At 65.0% G+C, this 18,793-nt stretch carries 10 protein-coding genes and 1 CRISPR repeat array (1 of these 11 running past the window's edge); of the genes, 2 read left to right on the plus strand and 8 right to left on the minus strand.

Going from position 1 to position 18,793, the window contains the following annotated elements; genetic code table 11:
- Positions 1-86: 86 nt before the first annotated feature.
- The 7 genes from F8S13_02525 to F8S13_02555 all read right to left on the minus strand — a co-directional run bounded on the left by F8S13_02525 (position 87) and on the right by F8S13_02555 (position 13,050).
- Positions 87-2,936: a xyloglucanase gene (locus tag F8S13_02525; GenBank protein KAB8145972.1), complete on the minus strand. Its 2,850-nt coding sequence runs from the start codon at positions 2,934-2,936 to the stop codon at positions 87-89.
- 80 nt (positions 2,937-3,016) lie between these two features.
- On the minus strand, positions 3,017-4,795 hold the full coding sequence (locus F8S13_02530; protein KAB8145973.1) for a glycoside hydrolase: 1,779 nt from the start codon (positions 4,793-4,795) through the stop codon (positions 3,017-3,019).
- Positions 4,796-4,861: 66 nt separating this feature from the next.
- On the minus strand, positions 4,862-5,758 hold the full coding sequence (locus F8S13_02535; GenBank protein ID KAB8145974.1) for a hypothetical protein: 897 nt from the start codon (positions 5,756-5,758) through the stop codon (positions 4,862-4,864).
- A 74-nt stretch (positions 5,759-5,832) separates the two neighbouring features.
- Complete coding sequence (locus tag F8S13_02540) at positions 5,833-6,414, minus strand: hypothetical protein (GenBank protein ID KAB8146092.1); 582 nt, start codon at positions 6,412-6,414, stop codon at positions 5,833-5,835.
- 995 nt (positions 6,415-7,409) lie between these two features.
- Positions 7,410-8,066, minus strand: a complete 657-nt coding sequence (locus tag F8S13_02545) for a hypothetical protein (protein KAB8145975.1) — start codon at positions 8,064-8,066, stop codon at positions 7,410-7,412.
- A gap of 135 nt (positions 8,067-8,201) precedes the next feature.
- A complete protein-coding gene (locus F8S13_02550; protein KAB8145976.1) occupies positions 8,202-10,460 on the minus strand; it encodes a cellulase family glycosylhydrolase in 2,259 nt (752 codons plus the stop codon).
- Positions 10,461-10,584: 124 nt separating this feature from the next.
- A complete protein-coding gene (locus tag F8S13_02555; GenBank protein ID KAB8145977.1) occupies positions 10,585-13,050 on the minus strand; it encodes an endoglucanase in 2,466 nt (821 codons plus the stop codon).
- Positions 13,051-13,534: 484 nt separating this feature from the next.
- Here F8S13_02555 and F8S13_02560 point away from each other — a divergent pair, with 484 nt between their 5' ends.
- Positions 13,535-14,998, plus strand: a complete 1,464-nt coding sequence (locus F8S13_02560; GenBank protein ID KAB8145978.1) for an MFS transporter — start codon at positions 13,535-13,537, stop codon at positions 14,996-14,998.
- Positions 14,999-15,093: 95 nt separating this feature from the next.
- Here the strand turns inward: F8S13_02560 and F8S13_02565 are convergent, their stop codons facing one another.
- Entirely contained in the window at positions 15,094-15,669 is a 576-nt protein-coding gene (locus F8S13_02565; GenBank protein KAB8145979.1) for an alpha-ketoglutarate-dependent dioxygenase AlkB, read from the minus strand.
- A 323-nt stretch (positions 15,670-15,992) separates the two neighbouring features.
- Here F8S13_02565 and F8S13_02570 point away from each other — a divergent pair, with 323 nt between their 5' ends.
- Positions 15,993-17,468: a family 43 glycosylhydrolase gene (locus F8S13_02570; protein KAB8145980.1), complete on the plus strand. Its 1,476-nt coding sequence runs from the start codon at positions 15,993-15,995 to the stop codon at positions 17,466-17,468.
- 641 nt (positions 17,469-18,109) lie between these two features.
- Positions 18,110-18,793: direct repeats of the CRISPR family, unit length 36 nt; unit sequence CTCGGAATCACCTAATCCTCGCGAGGGGATTGAAAC; it runs 8,434 nt beyond the window's last position.

Here is an 18,793-nt window from a genome sequence, read left to right on the forward strand (position 1 = left end):
AGCGAGTGCGCAGGTGTTTTTTGGCGGTTCCCGCGCTCGCCCTCATAGGCAGATCAGCCCCGACCATCGCACCAGCCCATCGAGCGCTACGGCGCGACGGTGCAGGCCGTGCCGTTCAGCGTGAAGCTGGCGGGCGCGGTGTTGGTGCCGCTGTAGCTGGCCTGGAAGCCAAACGTGGCCGTGCCGCCCGCCGCGATCGTGCTGTTCCAGCCAGCGTTGGTCATCACCACGCCCGCGCCGGTCTGCGACGAGACGGCGTTCCACGAGTTGCTGACCTGCTGATCGCCGGGGAAGGCCCACGACAGCGACCAGCTGCTGATCGCCGTGCTGCCGGTGTTCTTCACCACTACATCGGCGATAAAGCCGCTGCCCCACTGGCTGGCCACGGTGTAGGTCACCTGGCAGCTGGCGGTGCCTGGCGTCACGGCCGTGGGTGTGAGCGTGACGGTGGGCGTGGCCGTGGCGGTGCGCGTGGGCGTCAGCGTAGCCGTGCGCGTGGCCGTGGCCGTGGCGGTGCGCGTGGCCGTGGTGGTGGCCGTATACGTCGGCGTGGCCGTGCGCGTGCCGCCGGTCGGCGTGGCGGTGTAGGTCGGCGTGGCCGTGCGCGTGCCGCCGGTCGGCGTGGCCGTGCTGGTCACCGGCGTGCTGGTGGGCGTGCTGCCCGCGATGTCGCCGTACACGATGCCGTAGCCATTGGTGCCGATATAGACGCGCCCGTAGATGCGCGGGTCGCCGGTGATCGCGGTGTTGGTGGATGCGTACTGGTGCTGGTCGTCGTTGATGCGCAGCCACGACGCGCCACCGTCATCCGAGCGGAAGAAGCCCGCCACGCCGTCGATCTTGCCCGAGATGTAGATGGCCATATAGCTCTGCCCAGGGGCGGCCTTGCCGAAGCCCACCACATCGGCGGCGTCGACATTCGCCAGCTTGGTGAAGGTTGCGCCGCTGTCGGTCGAGTGCCAGAGGCCGCCGGTGGTGCCTGCCAGCCACACGTCGCCCTCGATGCCGGGCACGGCCTTGACCTTACCTGCGGTGGCCAGGCCAGCCTGCGCCGAGGCCGTGAAGCTCACGCCGCCGTTGGTGCTGACGTAGACCGTGCCGTTGGCAAAGCCGTAGAACTTCTTGGGGTTCACGCGGTCGGATGCGACCTGTGCGCCGGAGGGGATGCCGGTGGCGGCGATCCAGGTGTTGCCGTTGTCGGTCGAGTAGGAGACCGACGCGCCCACCGGTGCCCAGACCACGCGGCTGGCGTCCGCCGCCGCCGCCACCGTGCCGCCGCCGGAGATGCCCGACGGGTCGCTGTTGCCCTTGAACCAGTTGCCGCCCGCGTCGTAGGTGAACGCCGAGCTCTGCACGCCGCTGGCGGTGTCGCCGTTGCCGACGCGCACCAGGAACTCTGGCTTCAGCTCGGCATAGTCGATGCTGGTGTTCGACCCAGCAAACGGGATGGAGTACATGGCCGAGGGCACCTTGGTGAGGTCGTCGTGGCGGAAGCCGCCGATGTCGCCCAGCGCGCTGTAGAGGTGCGCCGTGCCGCTCGGCGGGCTGACCAGATCGAGCACGGCGGTCTCCTCGATACCATGGGCCACCGGCTTGATCGTGATCTTGGTGCCAGCGTCCCAGTTGGTGAGGTTATCGGTGCCGTAGATCGTCGCGCCGGTGCCGTACATCATGCGGTCGGAGTTGAAGGGGTCGATCTCCAGATCTTCCACCATCCAGCCCAGCTTCACCGCAGGCACCGGATCGACCGGGTTGGTGTTGCCGAAGTTCAGCCAGGGCGAGCTGCTGATATCCATGGTGTAGCGCAGCGAGCGGCTGGGGTAGCTGGTCCAGTCCCAGATCCGCGTCCAAGTCGCGCCCGCGTCGGTGCTGCGGAAGATGATAGTGTCGGGCCACCACGAGTTGAGCGCGGCCACCATGATCGTCTGGGGGTGCTGCGCATCCACGGCGATGCCGCCGTAGCCGTAGTACAGATCCGAACTGGTGGAGGGCACCGGGCTGATCCGCGTCCACGCACCGGTGGCGGTGTTCAGCTTCCAGACATCGCCGGATGTGCCATCGTAGGGGCCGCCGCCATTGCTGTAGCTGATGTAGAGGTTGCCGTCGGCGGCCAGCACGCCGTGGTGGGGCAGGAAGCCGGTGGGCTGCCCCGCCACCGCCGCCCAGGTCGCGCCGCCGTCGGTCGAGCGGTAGATGCTGCTGGCGGTGTCGGCCACGCCCGCGTAGATCGTCTGGGTGGCGCTGCCCGCCGCGCCCGTGCTGGGCACGAAGGTCTCCCACAGCACGCCGGGGGTGTCGCCCTGGTAGGCATCGCCGGGCACGGCGATATAGTTGCCGGGGTTGGGGAAGCTAGTCACCTTGGCCCAGGTCACGCCGTAGTCGCTGCTCTTCCACAGGCCATTGCCGCTGGGCGCGCCAAAGAAGATAATATTGTTCTTGTTCGGGTCGATCGCTAGGCGCTCGCCCATGCCGCGCCCAGGCATGTTGCCGCCCAGCTTGAAGGGTAGGCTGGTGCGCTGCCATGTGTTGCCACGGTCGGTCGAGCGCAGGATCGCGCCGTTTGTCGATTCCCAGCTATTGGTGTACGTGCCCGCCGCCAGGTAGACTCGGTTGGGATCTACCGGGTCGGTCGCCAGGCTAGAGATGCCGGAGAGGCCCCACTCGGCGGCTCCCACCCAGTTCAGCAGCTGCACCCAGCGCTTGGCCGCAGGATCCCAGCGGTACGCGCCGCCGATGTCGGTGCGGGCGTAGATCAGATCTTTTTCTTTGGTGTTAAAAATAATGCCAGGAACAAATCCGCCGCCGGCGATCTCCACATTCTTCCAGCTGTACGGCGTCGATGCTACGTGAAGCGGAGCCGCATGCGCCAAGCCTGCGATGCTTGGCAGCATTCCCACGGCCAGTGCCACCGCTGCCACTTTTCCAGGGAACCGCATTGCAACAGTCCTTTCTCAACCATTCCTTGGGGGAGACGTTCGCCCGCCTGCCCGCGTGGGGCAGGCGGGCGCGGGTAGCACTAGGGAGCGACGCTGCAGGCCGCGCCGTTCAGCGTGAAGTTGCTGGGCGTGGCGTTGCTGCCGCTGTAGTTGGCCTGGAAGCCAAAGTTGGATGTGCCGCCGGGGGCGATGGTGCCATTCCAGCCAGCGTCCTTGGCCGTCACGCTTGCGCCGCTCTGGGTCAGCGTGGTGTTCCAGGCGTTGGTCACCTGCTGGCTATTGGGGAAGGTCCAGGCCAGCGTCCAGCCGCTCACCGTGCTGCTGCCGGTGTTCTTGATCGTCACGTTGGCGGTGAAGCCGGTGTTCCACTGGTTCACCACATAGCTCACCTGGCAGGAAGCGCCAGACACCGGCGTGGCCGTCGGTACCACCGGCGTGGCCGTGGGCGGCACCACCGGGGTAGCGGTGGGCGGCACCACCGGCGTGGCCGTGGGCGGCACCACCGGCGTGGCCGTGGGAACCACTGGTGTGGCCGTCGGCACCACCGGCGTGGCCGTCGGGGTGGTGCTGTTGGCCATCTCGTAGAAGTTGGGGAAGTTGCCGGTCATCAGCAGCATGGCGAACAGCCGCCACGAGTTGTTGTAGTACACGCCGTCGCCGCCCTGCTCCTTGGTGTTCAGCACCTCGTTGTAGGCCTGCTGCGGGCTGGTCTTGAGCGAGCCGGTGGCCGCGCCGCAGTTCACTGCGTTGGGGCTGGGGGCCGCCCAAATCGCCGAGGCGGCGTGGGCCACGAAGTAGGTGCTGTGGTAGCTATCGATCGAGGTGCCATCCAGCCGATACTGGGCACGCACGTTGCTGATGCCCACGCTGCTGAAGAACCCGCCGACCTCATTCATGGTCTCGCGGGCGTTGGCGGTGTTGTACCAGGCCTTATCCACCGCTATACGCCAGGCGAAGCGCGCCGCATCCCAGCCCCAGTAGTGCGAGGTGTCGGGCTGCCACGAGACGGTCTGCGGGTCGCCGTCGTACTGGTTCCAGTTCGAGATCAGCTTCGAGCAGTTGCCGGCCTTGCCCTGCGCCAGGTTGGTGATCGCGTAGTTGCGGGCGTTCACCGTGTTCCAGCCGCTGGTGTTGCCGGTGAACTTGCCAAACGCCGTGAAGTAGCCCGGCGAGAAGTACGACAGGTTCACGATGCCCTCGGGGTAGTCGCGCGTGAGCAGCCAGGCATCGCCGGGCAGCAGCTCGCCGCCCTGGTTGTTGGAAAGGCCCGCAGGCGGCTCGCTGCCGGGCTTGTCCACCTCGTACTGGTAGATCGCGTTGATCATGGATGTGGCGGCTGAACAGTAGTCGATGCCATAGGGGCTGTTCGACCACGCGCCCTTGCGCACCTTGATACAGGCGTTCATCAGGCCCAGGGCCATGTCCTCATCGCCATCGGTGGCGGCGTACTCGCCGATCAGCTGGCCGGGGCTGCCGATGTGCCAGTGCATCAGGCCGTACTTGTCTAGGTGGTCGCGGGCGAACAGCCACAGGCCATCCAGGGTGCTCTGCTCGTCGAAGATCGAGGAGAACAGGATGCCGTAGCCCTGGCCCTCCGACACGGTGCTGCCGCTGTCGGTGCCGCCCATCACGCGCAGCCGACCGCCGCCGCCCGCGTTGTTGGATGTGATCGTGGTCGATTTCCACTGCTGCCAGGCCGCCGTGACATCGCTGATGTTGTAGCTGATGTTCGTGCCCTGGTTGTACGGGAACAGGTACGGGTTGGTGGGGCTGGCCTGGGCCTGGAAGGCCTGCGGGCCGACTGCCATGGTTAGGACTGCTCCCAACATCGCCGCAACAAAAAAAGGACGATAGCGCATACTGTGCTCCTAAACCTATCCGAACGGTGCGGCGCTGGTCGCCCAGCACCGCACCAGCGAACCCACTTACGGAAGAATGTCGCAGGCCGCGCCGTTCAGCGTGAAGCTGGCGGGCGCGGCGTTGCTGCCGCTGTAGCTGGCCTGGAAGCCAAAGCTGGTGCTGCCGCCCGCCGCGATGCTGGCGTTGTAGGGCATGCTCTTGGCCACCACGCTGCTGCCCGTCTGGGTCACGGCAGCGTTCCAGGCGTTCGAGATCTGCTGGTCGCCGCCAAACGCCCAGGCCAGCGTCCAGCTGTCCAGCGGCGCGGCGCTGGTGTTGGCGATCGTTATGTTGGCGGTGAAGCCGGTGCCCCACTGGTTCACCGCATAGCGAACCGCGCAGCCTGGCGAGGCCGTCGGCGTGGGTGTGATCGAGGGATCGGGCGTGGGGGCGTCGATCACCTGCACGTTCCCCGAGCGCGCGCCGCTGTAGCCCCAGGTGCAAAGGTTACGCGCGCACACCTCGCCGCTCACCCCCAGGCCAAAGTAGACCGTCCCCGAGCGCACGGCGGTCAGCGACCAGCTGACCGCGCCGTAGGAGACCTGGATGGGATCGGGCTTGGCGGGGCTGAAGATCGGGGATGTCTGCGACTGCTCCTGCCCGGTGCTCGCATCAAAGATGGTGAGGTAGTAGCGCGGCAAGCCCAGGTTCGAGGTTGCGTACACCGTGAGCGTCTCGCCCACCGTCACCGTCGTGGCCGAGGCCGAGACCGAGCTTGTCGGCGTGGGCAGCGGCGGCACTGTCGGCGTGGCCGAGGGGGCAGCTGTGGGCGTGGCCTCTGCCGACTGGGCGCGGGCCACGGGGATGAAGGACGTGGTGCCGTCATGAGCCTGTGCGATAGAGGTTTTCTGGTAGGCCGCCGCCGTAAGGCTTAGCCCAAGAAGGATGGTCGCCAAGAGCGCCCGATAGCCAGTGCTGCGCATATTCATCCTCACCTTTCCGCCATCTCCGCAGGCGGGGCACTTCATTGGACGAAGCACCCCGCCTAACTAGTATCCTACTGCGCAAGCGAGCAGGCCGTGCCGTTCAGCGTGAAGCTGGTGGGCGCGGCGTTGCTACCGCTGTAGCTGGCCTGGAAGCCAAAGCTGGTGCTGCCGCCCGCCGCGATGTTGGCGTTGTAGGGCATATTCCTGGCGCTCACGCTGCTGCCCGTCTGGGTCACGGCGGCGTTCCAGGCGTTCGAGATCTGCTGGCTGCCCGCGAAGGTCCATGCCACCGTCCAGCCACTGATCGGCGTGCTGCTGGTGTTCTTCACTACCACCTCGGCAGTGAAGCCCGTGTTCCACTGGTTCAGCACATAGCTCACCTGGCAGCCACCAGCCGGGGTAGGCGTGATAGGCGTGGGCGTCACCGTCACCGGCGTGGGCGTGATAGGCGTGGGCGTGATGGGCGTGGGCGTCACCGTCACCGGCGTAGGCGTCACCGGCGTGGGCGTTGTGACCCGGCTGGCCAGGCGCGACTGGATGGAGTAGTAGGCGGGCTTAGGGTTGTAGTTGTTGTCGAAGATCAGCGCGTCGCCGGTGCCGGGGAAGGTGCCGGGCACCCACGAGTACTTGTCGGGGATACCCCAGACCTGCAGCGCCTTGCACATCGGCTGCTTGAGGCAGACATCCAGCACACCCTGGTAGATGGTGGCCTGCTTGGCCAGATCGCTGCTGTTGGTGGGCGTCGGGAAGCGCACGTCCATCTCGGTGATGTAGATCTCCACACCGATATTGGCAAAGCGCTGCATGTTCTGCGCCAGGCTGTTGTAGTCGATCCCGCCGTTCGTGAGGTGCATCTGGAAGCCCACCCCGTCGATCGGCACGCCACGATTCTTGAAGTCGGCGATCATGTTGTAGGTCGCGTTCGACTTGCTGTTAATCGACTCGATGTTGTAGTCGTTGTAGATCAGCTTGGTCACCGGGTCGGCGGCCTTGGCCCGCCGGAACGCCAGCTCGATGTACGAGTTGCCGATCACGTTCTGGAACACGCTGGCCCGCCGCGTCCCGTTCTCCTCAAACGCCTCGTTCACCACATCCCAGGCGTAGATCTGGCCATCCGACCAGTGGTTCATCACCTTGTCGATGTGGTTGTACATCACATTGGTCAGCGTGGTGCTGTTCCAGCTGCCGTTGGCCACCCAGTTGGGCAGCTGGTTGTGCCACACCAGCGTGTGGCCGTGCACCTTCTGGTTGTTCGCCTGCGCGAAGTTGACCAGCGTGTCGGCCCCGCCAAAATTGAAGCTGTTCTGCGATGACTCGGTCGCGTCCCACTTCATAGCGTTCTCGGGCGTCACGAAGTTGAACTCGGTGCGTGCCACCTCCTGGTACTGGGCCGCGTCGCTGGCGGTGTTGAAGTTGCTCATGGCCGCGTAGCCGATCAGGAAGTCGCCCGCCAGGTTGCGCAGGCGCTCGCCTGTGGGCGCAGCCGAGGCAGGCGCGGCGAGATTCGCCGCAGCGACGCCCACCAGGGCCACCATGGCCACAATGCGGTTCGCCTTCTTTGGAACATTCCACATGGTCGTCTCCTTTGATCCCATTCCTCAAACGGCGCTGGCTGGCTCACCGCAGTGGGAGCCACACAGCGTGTGGGCTACTCGATCTGGCAGGGCACGCTATTGATGGTGAAACGGGCTGGCGGGTCGTTCGTGCCGCTGTATGTCCCGCCGATATGCGCCCCACGGGCATCGTGGACATACAGATCTTGAAATGAGAACACCCCATAAAACGCGACATGGCGACCGCTCTGACCGCCGATCATGCTCGACGAATGCCATGTCATCTGCTGATCGCCCGGGAAATCCCACTCCAGCCGCCAAGATGGAATGGTGACTGATCCGGTGTTCCGCATATACACGTATGCCTCAAACGTGCTGTCGCTCTGGCTGACCATGGTGTACGAGACAGCGCAGCTATATTCAGGCGTGACCGTATAGGTCGCGTAGATCGATGTCGGCGTCGGCGTCTCCGGCGGAGTCGGCGTTGTCGTATAGGTGGCGTAGGGCGGCGTCGGCGTGGGTGTCGGTGATGCGACACTTGTCCTCGGCGCTGTTGGCGTGGGCGTAGGCGACCAGCGCCACGGCGGGATGGTCGCGGTACGCGGCGGCGTGGCCGCAGGCGTGGGCGTCGCAGGCGCGCTGGCCGTGGCGGACAGCGCAGCTGCCAGCGGGTGAGCGCCGCCCTCCATCGCTATATAGTTTGGCGGGTACTGCATCGGTACGCCGCCCATCGCAACAGCCGTCTTTGCCATCACAACCTCAATGCCGATCATCGTGAACAAAACCGCCAGTCGGATACCTGAATCACGAAAGCCCTTCATCGTGCCCTCCTTGATTCTTATCCTCGCGCAGGCCACGCCATACGCGGCCTGCAGCGTCGGCTGTTGCTACGGTGCTAGCGCGCACGCCGTTCCGTTCAGCGTGAAGCCCGCTGGGGCGCTGTTGGTGCCGCTGTAGCTGGCCTGGAAGCCAAAGCTGGTGCTGCCGCCCGCCGGGATGCTGGCGTTGTAGCCCGCATCTTTGGCGCTCACGCTCGCGCCGGTCTGGGTCAGCGTGGTGCTCCAGGCGTTCGTGATCTTCTGGTTGCCGCCAAACGTCCAGGCCAGCGTCCAGCCGCCAATCGCGCTCGTACCGGTGTTCTTCACCGACACCGTCGCCGTGAAGCCGGTGGTCCACTGGTTGACCACATAGCTCACCTGGCAGGCCACGCCAGCCACCGGCGTAGCAGTGACGGTGGGCGTCCAGGTGGGCGTGGCGGTGCGGGTGGGCGTGGCCGTGGCCGTGGCCGTGCCTACGGTGGCGGTGGCTATGCTGGTGGGCGTGGCCGTGCCCGTGGTAGCGGTTGCACTCGGCGTGGCGGTGCGGGTGGGCGTGGCGGTGCGGGTGGGCGTCGGCGTGCTGGTCAGCGCCGCGCCGGTCGGCTCGCTGCCCCACACCAGCTGGCCAGCGCGGTAGAGCGTGATGTGGCTGGCATCCGCGAAGCTGTCGTTGGTGGTGTACGAGTAGTCGTCTAGCTCGTTGGTGGCGCTCCAGTCGCTCTTGTGCGCGCTCAGCTGGATCTCGCCGGTCGCGCCGTAGGGCTGGATGATGAAGCTGCTGGTCGGGAATGTCACCTCAAGGTAGCTGTCCGCGCCGCCCACCGGCGAGGCCAGCCGCACCACCTTGCTGCTCACCGCGCCGCAGCCCACCTGCGACCACAGGCAGGAGGATGAAAGCTCCTGCGGGCCGTCGGCGGTGAACCAGTAGCGGATGGTCAGCTCGCTCAGCGGCACGGTCAGGTTCAGGTTGGTGTTTACCACCTGCAGATCTGGGCCTACCACACCGTCGGCGGGGTCGGTGTTGTAGCGCTTGTGCTGCACCCGCAGGATGCTGGCCGGGTTGACCGTGGGCGTGGCGGTGCGGGTAGCCGTGGGCGTGTTCGTCGGGCCGCCGGGCGTGGCCGTGGGGCCTGCGTACACGTTTTTGGCCTGCATGCGCTGGGCGTGCTGGCGGAACACCGCCAGCTCGGGCGAGCTGGCATCCACGCCGAACTTGCCGTCGGAGGTCGGGGTGCGGTCGTCGTACCACCAGAAGGCCGAGCCGTCGCCGCCGCTCTGCTCGATCTCGTCGTAGAAGGCCGCCCACCAGTCGGCGCGCACGCCGGTGTGGCTGTTGAACTCGCCCATGAAGAAGGGCTTGCCCACCAGCGTGTGCGACTCGGTGATCCAGGTGCGCACCAGCGCCCGCGTCTGCGCGATCGTCAGGTTGGCCCAGGGCTCGGTGGGGTAGGGGTGCGACGAGGTGAAGTCGATGTAGGGCGACTGGTGGATGAAAACAAACGGGTTGCCCGAGTCGCCGCCGTAGCCGTAGCGCGTCTCCTGGCCCTCCATGCCCGTGCCGAGCATGTGCTTGCTATCGATCGACTTGATATATGCGCCCATCTCGTCGACCCAGGCGCGCAGCGTGGTGCCAGTGGTATTCTCATCGGGCGTGGCGTTGCGGTAGCGCGGCTCGTTCATCAGCTCCCACGCAAAGATCGTTGGGTCATCCTTATAGGCGATCCCGCTGTAGTGATTCACGCGATTGAGCGCGTAGCTGACATAGTTTTTATACTGCGTGAAGCAGCCCGGGCACTGCGCCTTGTTGAAGAACTTCCAGCGGTTCAGCTCGCCGCTGGTGATGCCCTCCCACTCCAGCCGCGTGTCAATGCCGCCGTAGGCCTCCCAGTAGTTCTCGAACACGGGGATAAGCTTCACCTCGTGCGCCCGCGCCGACTCGATGATGTAGTCGAACAGGGCGAACTGCGGCTCGGAGTAGACGCCCTTGGCGCTCTCGAAGCCGTGCCACTCTTCGTGGCTGAACATCCACAGGCGCAGCACCTTCACGCCGTCGGCCTGCAGGCGGGCGAAGTGGGCGTTGATCCGCGCCTTGTCCATCCACTGGGTCTCGGTGTCGCCATAGCTGCCGCCGTAGGTGAACATGTCGTAGGTGTTGGCCCCGGCGAAGTAGTAGTAGGAGCCATCCAGGCAGAAGTGGATGCCGCAGCGGTAGACAAACCCTGGCGCGGAGGCTGTCTGCGCCGAGGCGCGCAGCCCGCCGAGCACTACCGCCGTGGCCAGCACCGCCAGCACCAGCACCACCCTCACCCAAACCATACGACGGAGCATGGCCGTCCTCCTGAGTATCAAGTTGCCTAGCAAACGTGGGTACAAACAATCAGCTTTACTTTTCTTTCGCCAAAACAGCGCGAGAGAGGGCGCAGAGCCAAGGCCCCGCGCCCTCCCAGGCTACCTAGTTGCTCGTGCAGGCCGTGCCGTTCACGGTGAAGCTGGCGGGCTTGGCGTTGGTGCCGCTGTGGGCACCGATGAAGCCAAAGCTGGCCGTCCCACCAGGGGCGATGTTGTTGTTCCAGCCCGCGCCCACCGCGCTCACGCCCGCGCCCGTCTGGGTCAGCGTGCTGTTCCACGACTGGGTGACGGTCTGGCCGTTCGCGAAGGTCCAGGCCAGCGTCCAGCCGCTGATCGCGCTGGTGCCGGTGTTCTTGATCGTCACGTCGGCCTGGAAGCCGGTGTTCCACTGGTTGGTGATCGTGTAGGTCACCTGGCACGCGCCGGGCACCGCCGTGGGCGGCACCGTGGTGGGGGTGCTGGTCGGGCCAGTGGTCGGCGTCGCGGTCGGCGGCACCGGCGTGCTGGTCGGGCCAGTCGTCGGCGTGCGCGTCGGGGTGCTGGTCGGGCCAGTCGTCGGCGTCGCGGTCGGCGGCACCGGCGTGCTGGTCGGGCCAGTCGTCGGCGTGTTGGTCGGCAGCGCGGTCGCGGTCGGGGTCACCGGGGTACCGCTCGGCTCATTGCCCCACACCTTCACGCCGTTGTCGTACAGCACGATGTTCGAGACCTTCACCGGGGTCGCGCCCGAGGTGGTGGGGATGCCCGCATACGACCAGTCGTTGGTCGGATCCCAGGTGGCGGTGGTGTTGCCATCGGGGATGGCGATGCGGAACTGCACCTCGCGCTTGTGGGCCGACTGGCCGCCGGGGTAGATCTTCTGGCCAGCGCAGTCCACCGTCACATAGTAGATCGAGCCGGCGTACTGGGTCGGGCCGCTGATGCTGGTGCACTGGCTGTAGCCCGAGCTGACCGTGATCTGGCTGGGCGTCACGCCCGGCTCAAGCGTGAAGTAGTAGCGGAACGAGGCCTTGTCGAGCATGCGCGCGGGCCAGCCCGACTTGTTGATGATCAGGGCCTTGACCTCGGTGAACTTGGTGCTCGACGACTGGTTCAGCGCGGCCTGCACGAACATCTCGTCGTCGTCGCGGGTCTCCTTGCTGGGGAAGCCAGCCAGCGCGGTGCCGCCGTACTCCTGGTACATACGGGCCAGGGCGCTGGTGAAGCCAGCGTTGTAGTCGGTCGCGACCTCGTTGGCGGTATAGTCGCTGCGGCTGTCGGTGTAGGCATCGCTGGCGTTCGGGCCGCCCACCAGCGCGCCGTAGAGGATGTGGCGGCTCTCAACCGGATCGCCCATGCTATCCAGCCACGAGCCGTGCGAGGTGCGGTGGTGCGGCTTGGTGGGCGGGTTGGTGCCGAAGCCCACCACGTAGCTGCGCTTCTGGGGGTTGTCGCCCAGCGCGTAGTTGATCTGCTTGACCGCGAAGTCGTGGTAGCGCTGCTTCTTGGTCGCATCCGTCAGCTTGTCGCCGTACACGAAGGCGATGAAGGCGGTGTTCGCGGCGTAGCGCAGCGAGCCCCACTGGTCCACATAGATCAGGCCGCCCGGCGTGCGGGTGCCGCCGCCTACGCTCCAGTAGTCCAGCCAGCGCTCGGCATCATCCTTGTACTGCTGCTCGCCGGTGAGGTTGGCCATCAGCACATAGCTGCCGTAGCTCTTGTCATCCCAGGCCTGCGTCCAGCGGTACGAGCGGGTGGTGCTCTGCGGCTCGGTGCCCAGGTTGGCGTAGTAGGTCTTGGCCTTGGTCAGGTAGGATGCGTCGCCGGTGGCGCGGTAGAGCCATGCGGCGCCCCACACCAGCTCGTCGTTGTAGCCGCTCCACGACTTGTAGAAGGTGGCCGCGTCGGTGATGCAGTCGCTGTACGCGCCGCGGTAGGTGTCGGCGAAGCTGTAGAGCTGCTTGGCGTGGGTCAGCAGCGTGTCGGCGTAGGTCGGGTCGGTCGGTCGGAACACGATCGACGACGCGGCCATGGCCGCCGCCGTCTCGCCTGCCAGATCCGAGCCGGGGCAGCTGGCGCTGATCTTGGCCGATGGCCGCGCCATCTGCATCACCTCGGCAGGCCCCCACCACTGGTGGTCGGTGTTGCCCAGGCCCACCTGGCCATACAGCTCGTTGGGTGCGGTGTGCGCCTTGATGAAGTAGTCGTTCACAAAGCGCAGGTTGTTCAGCAGCGGGGTCAGCTGGCCGCTCTGCGTGTAGGCGTCGCGGTACTCGACCGCGCCCCAGGCCAGCAGCGTGGCCGAGGAGGCCATCGGGAAGCCGAACTTCACGTGGTCGCCTGCGTCGTACCAGCCGCCGGTCAGATCCTTGCCCACATCCGCGCCGTCGGTCAGGCCCGAGTTGCCGCGCCACTCCACGCGGTTCCAGCTGGGCTTCACGCCCGACTGCTGGGCTTCGTAGAAGTAGATCGCCTTCTGCAGGGCCTCGGCATAGTTGTATGTGGTCGCCGCCTGCGTACCCTGCGAGGGCAGGATGCCCAGCGCCACCGCGCAGACCGTCATCGCCAGAAAACAATTACGGAACCGAACCATAGGGTTTCTCCTACCAGCAAAAGCAACAAAGAGTGTGAACGATTTCTTGATTGTCCCAGATGCCCCGCCAGGGGCGCTATGTTCTCCACGCTATCTCAAGGGCACCGTTCTCTGCGAGAACCTCCTTACAAAAGAGCCAAGAGACGTGTTGTTCTCCCATGCTATTGTCTCTTCCTGCACCCCGGTGTGTTGCACCTCCTCGTACGATGCCAATGCGGGAATCTCGCTCTATCTTAGGTGGCCAATGTCACGTAAGCGTCACGGCAAGCGTTACGAGGCTCGTCACTATCCAACTCATTTTTAACTTTTTGTCACAATCGGGCTTTTTAGGGCTAAACACCGACCTGGCCAAGAAATCGGCCCTTTGTATGACCGCTCAACCTTTGACAGGTCAAAAGAAAATGCTATACTTTCATGGTCAAAGTTGATCCCTCGTCCAATGGCGACACGCGCAATCTGCACTATCTGGCAAAGAGGTTTTTGTATGTCTTCCGAGGAACAGGCGTCGCCAAAACGCTGGTGGATTCTATTTGGCGTGAGTCTTGGCGTGCTGATGTCGACCATCGACGGCAGCATCGTCAATATTGCCCTGCGCACCCTAGTGCAGGAGCTGCATACCAGTTTCGCCATGGTCGAGTGGGTGGTGCTCAGCTACCTGCTGGTGATCACGGCGCTGCTGCTGGGGGTGGCGCGCCTGGGCGACATTCTGGGCAAAAAGCGCATCTACACCGCCGGGCTGGCGATCTTCACCCTTGGCTCGCTGCTGTGCGGCATCGCATCCGACGTGGGCTGGCTGATCGCCTTCCGCGCGGTGCAGGGCATGGGCGCGGTGATGGTGATGGCGCTCGGCACGGCCATCGTCACCGAGGCCTTCCCGCCGCGCGAGCGCGGGCGCGCCCTGGGCATCGTGGGCAGCGCCGTGTCGGTGGGCGTGGCCATCGGGCCGTCGCTGGGCGGCGTGCTGCTGGGCACCGCAGGCTGGCGCTCAATCTTCCTGGTCAACCTGCCGATCGGCATCCTGGCCGTGGCCATTGTCTCGCTCACCGTGCCGAACACGCCGCCCGCCGCCGTGCGCCAGCGCTTCGACGTGGTGGGCGCGCTGGTGCTGACCGCCACCATGGTGTGCTACGCCCTGGGCATGACGCTGGTGCAGGAGCGCGGCCTCGCCGACCCGCTCATCCTGGGCCTGATGGCCGCGTCGCTGGTGGGCATCGTGGCCTTCATCGTGGTCGAGTCCAAGGTCGCGCAGCCCATGATCCAGCTCGGCATGTTCCGCAACGTGCTGTTCAGCCTCAGCCTGGCGCTGGGCGTGATCGTGTTTGTGGTGCTGGCCAGCAACACGCTGATCATGCCGTTCTTCCTAGAGCAGGGCATGGGCTACAGCGTGACCCAGACCGGCCTGATGCTGGCGGTGGTGCCGGTGGTCACGGCGGTGATCGCGCCCTTCTCGGGCTGGCTCTCCGACCGCTACGGGTCGCGCATCATCAGCCTGATCGGGCTGGCGATCATGGTGGGCGGCTACTTTCTGGCCGCCACGCTCAGCCAGGATGTGGGGATCGCGGGCTACTTTGTGCGCATGGTGCCGATCAGCATCGGCATCGGCGTGTTCCAGTCGCCCAACAACAGCGCGGTAATGAACGCGGTGCGGCGCGACCAGATCGGCGTGGCCTCGGGCCTGCTGGCGCTCTCGCGCACCATCGGCCAGACCACCGGCATCCCGCTGATGGGCGCGCTGTTCGCGGGCTATGTGGCATCGGCGGGCGGCAGCTCCACCGAGACCGCCGCGCCCGCCGCGATTGTGCTGGGCACCCAGAGCACACTGCAGATCGCGGCCTGGGGCATCCTGGCCGCCTTCGCGCTGGCCGCCCTGGTGTTCTGGCTCAACCGCCACAGCCTGCGCCCCGCCGCTGGCGCGGCACCAGCCGAGGCCCCCATCCTAGCCGACTAGGAAACCGCTGTCATTTTCCAAAACGACGCCTTACACCAAGACACCAAGGATATTTCGTCCTTGGCGTCTTGGTGTCTTGGTGGTAAAAAAGCAGCTCAGTCGGCCAGGATCACCGTGCGGAAGGTGAGCGATACCCGCCGCCCGCGCGCGATCCGCTGGCCGCCCAGGGCGTCGCTCTTGCGGGCAGGGATGCCGTGCCGCCAGTCGTAGCGCGACTCGCCGCGCATCACCACCAGGCCGCCGGGCGCGAGCAGCAGCTCGTGGGCCTCCTCGCGCCGGGCGTGGCTGAACACCATGGCGCAGGCCGAGCCGAGGCTGAGCGACACGATGGTGTCGCCAAAACACGGCGTGCAGTCGATATGGCTGGCGATGCCCTGCCCCGGCATGTACTCGTTCACGATCACCTGATCGGGTAGCGCTTCCACCCAGCCCTCGCGGTGCAGCCGCGCGGCCAGCTCGGCGGCCCAGGGCGGCAGCGGCCCTAGCGCCAGGCTGCGGTCGACGGTGCGGCGGGTGTAGTCGTAGCGGTAGCCGTAGTGCTGCACCCGCCGCCGCAGGTCGGCCAGCCAGGTCTGGGCATCCACCACATCCAGCAGGGCCTGCTGCTCGGGGGCGGAGAGATATTCTGCCGCATAGCGAAGCCCTGGCACGGCGCACGGTATCTCGATCATAGCCCCTCCAAAATCGCACATATGTTCTTTTAACAAGGTGCAGTATACCACCAATCGCTTTTCTCCTTGGGATCCTGGCGGTAAATCGATCCCCCTTCGTGCCTTTGCGTCTTCGTGGTATTCGTCTCTCTTGCTGGTGTCTTGGTCATAAAAACGCGTATTGACTCTTCTAGAACATTGCCCTATATTTCCTCGCATAATCAGTAGAAATTCTATCTTTTTCTGATCAACTGTTTCTCTTTTTCACTAGAATGTTCTGAAGCGCGTTGATCAGGCCAATCGCGACCGTGCCTCGCATGCAGAAGACAAAGGAGTTTCACGCGATGGAACGCACAACGACGTGGCGCGACCACCCCGCACGCTGGATCCGGCTGGCCCTGCTGATCGGCATCATGGCCGCCTCGCTCGTCCCCGCAGCATCGGGCATGGCCGCCACCACCTTCACCAACCCGCTGAAGCAGAACGGCGCAGACCCCTGGCTGCAGTACTACGGCGGCTCCTACTACCTGATGACCACCACGTGGTCATCCGAGCTGACCATGCGCCGCGCCAGCTCGCTGGCGGGCCTCGCGAGCGCGCCCTCGGTGCAGATCTGGACCGACACCACCGCGTCGCGCTGCTGCGCCATGTGGGCACCCGAGTTCCACCAGCTGAGCGGCCCCAACGGCACGCGCTGGTACATCTACTACACCGCTGGCACATCCGGCGCGTGCTGCGACACCCAGCGGCTGCACGTGCTGGAAAGCGCGGGCAGCGACCCGCTGGGGCCATACAGCTACAAGGGCCAGCTGCTGCCCGGCTGGGCCATCGACGGCAGCCTCCTCACGCTCAACAGCAAGTACTACCTGCTCTACTCGGCGTGGGAGGGGGCCAACCAGAACGTGTACATGATCGCGCTGAGCAACCCGTGGACGGTGAGCGGCAGCGCCGTGAGGATCGCCACGCCCACCTACAGCTGGGAGCAGGTGGGCGCAAACGTGAACGAGGGGCCGGTGGCGCTCCAGCGCGGCGGCAAGACCTTCATCATCTACTCGGCCAGCAGCTGCAACACGCCCGACTACAAGCTGGGCATGCTCACCTACAGCGGCGGCACGGTGCTGAGCGCCAGCTCGTGGGTGAAGTCGTCCTCGCCAGTGTTCCAGCGCTCGGATGCCAACGGCGTGTACGGGCCGGGGCATAACGGCTTCTTCAAGTCGCCCGACGGCAGCGAGGACTGGGTGGTCTACCACGCCAACGTGGCCAGCGGCCAGGGCTGCGGCGGCACGCGCTCGGCACGCGCCCAGAAGATCAGCTGGAACAGCGACGGCACGCCCAAGTTCGGCACACCCGCCGCCACCAGCGCGGCCCTCACCCTGCCCTCGGGCGACACCGGCGCCGCCGTCACCAGCTTCGAGCTAGTAAACCGCAACAGCGGCAAGCTGCTGGACCTAGAGAACTGCGCCACCGCCGACGGCACCAACGTGCGCCAGTGGAGCGACCTGAACAACAGCTGCCAGCGCTGGAGCTTCCAAGACACCGCCGACGGCTACTACCGGATCGTGAGCGCGGCGACCGGCAAGGTGCTGGATGTGGAGAACTGCGCCACCGCCGACGGCGCGAACGTGCGCCAGTGGAGCAACCTGAGCAACAGCTGCCAGCAGTGGAGCCTGGTGGCCACCGACGGCGGCTATGTGCGGATCGTAAACCGCTACAGCGGCAAGGTGCTGGATGTGGAGAACTGCGCCGCCGCCGACGGCACCAACGTGCGCCAGTGGGGCTGGCTGAGCAACGCGTGCCAGCAGTGGAAGCTGCAGTCCTAGCTCGCTTCCTCAGCGCAGCGGGCAGCGTGTCGAGCGCCGCTCACTGCGCTGGAGGGTGTACCAAATGCTAAAGCTGGCCCATTGACATGGCTTATGCCCATGCGGCGCTTTGATGTCTTGGTGACGGATCGGCAGCCTTCGCGCCCTCACACCTTCGTGGTATTCGTGCGCTCAGAGTCTATGCGTTAGCGATGGAAACGCTTGGGCAACATCGGATGCAGTCGTTTCGCGGTGATATAGGGTCTTTCGCCCCTTGGCGTCTTGGATTCTTGGTAGTGAACATGTTCTGCTGGGTGAGAACGCACAGGCGCTATTCGCCCTCCTCTGCCGCTTGGCGTCTTGCGATCTTGGTGGTAAACTGTCCCCCAACGACAGCGCTCCATCCCAACCGCACCAGCGCACCTTAACAGCCGAATTGATAGCCCTTACCCACAGGCCATATACCCGATTGGGATGCGGCAGAACCCACCTCCCACGCGCCTATACAGCGCGTGGCCCACCCCAAATATGCCGCGCTTGGCTCTGTGATGCTGGATAACACTGTTTTCAATGACTGACGTTAGGAAAAATTGGCCAATTTTGGCCATGCCGCGCAAACCGTCTTGCCAAGGGCGTCCCAATGCGCTAAAATAGGGACGCCCCTCGGAATCACCTAATCCTCGCGAGGGGATTGAAACGGTGATGCCCGTTCCGTTATGATCCGCAACCCAGATAACCCTCGGAATCACCTAATCCTCGCGAGGGGATTGAAACTTTTAGTAAACGCTTCAACCGAGCGGGGGTCGAGTTCTCGGAATCACCTAATCCTCGCGAGGGGATTGAAACCACCGTTTGATTGATGTGTTAATACATTAATGGCATCACTCGGAATCACCTAATCCTCGCGAGGGGATTGAAACTGCGCACCCTCGCCGAACTCGGGTACGTCGACAGTGTCTCGGAATCACCTAATCCTCGCGAGGGGATTGAAACAACGGGCTGTGCAACTTTTTTAAGGTGCAGCCTGGCTCGGAATCACCTAATCCTCGCGAGGGGATTGAAACAGTCAGGATTGCTGGGCCTCCATGTGAGCCGCACCAGGCTCGGAATCACCTAATCCTCGCGAGGGGATTGAAACCGGGGTCTACGATGGTGCGGGCGTGGTGTGAGAGGCTCGGAATCACCTAATCCTCGCGAGGGGATTGAAACTGTGAAATGTTGCATTCCAACCATGAAACTCAATAGATACACTCGGAATCACCTAATCCTCGCGAGGGGATTGAAACAGTGTAGGTAATTCGCCGTGTGGCCCTGAAGCGGTAACTCGGAATCACCTAATCCTCGCG

The organism is Chloroflexia bacterium SDU3-3, assembly GCA_009268125.1.
In the GTDB taxonomy this organism is placed as follows: domain Bacteria; phylum Chloroflexota; class Chloroflexia; order Chloroflexales; family Roseiflexaceae; genus SDU3-3.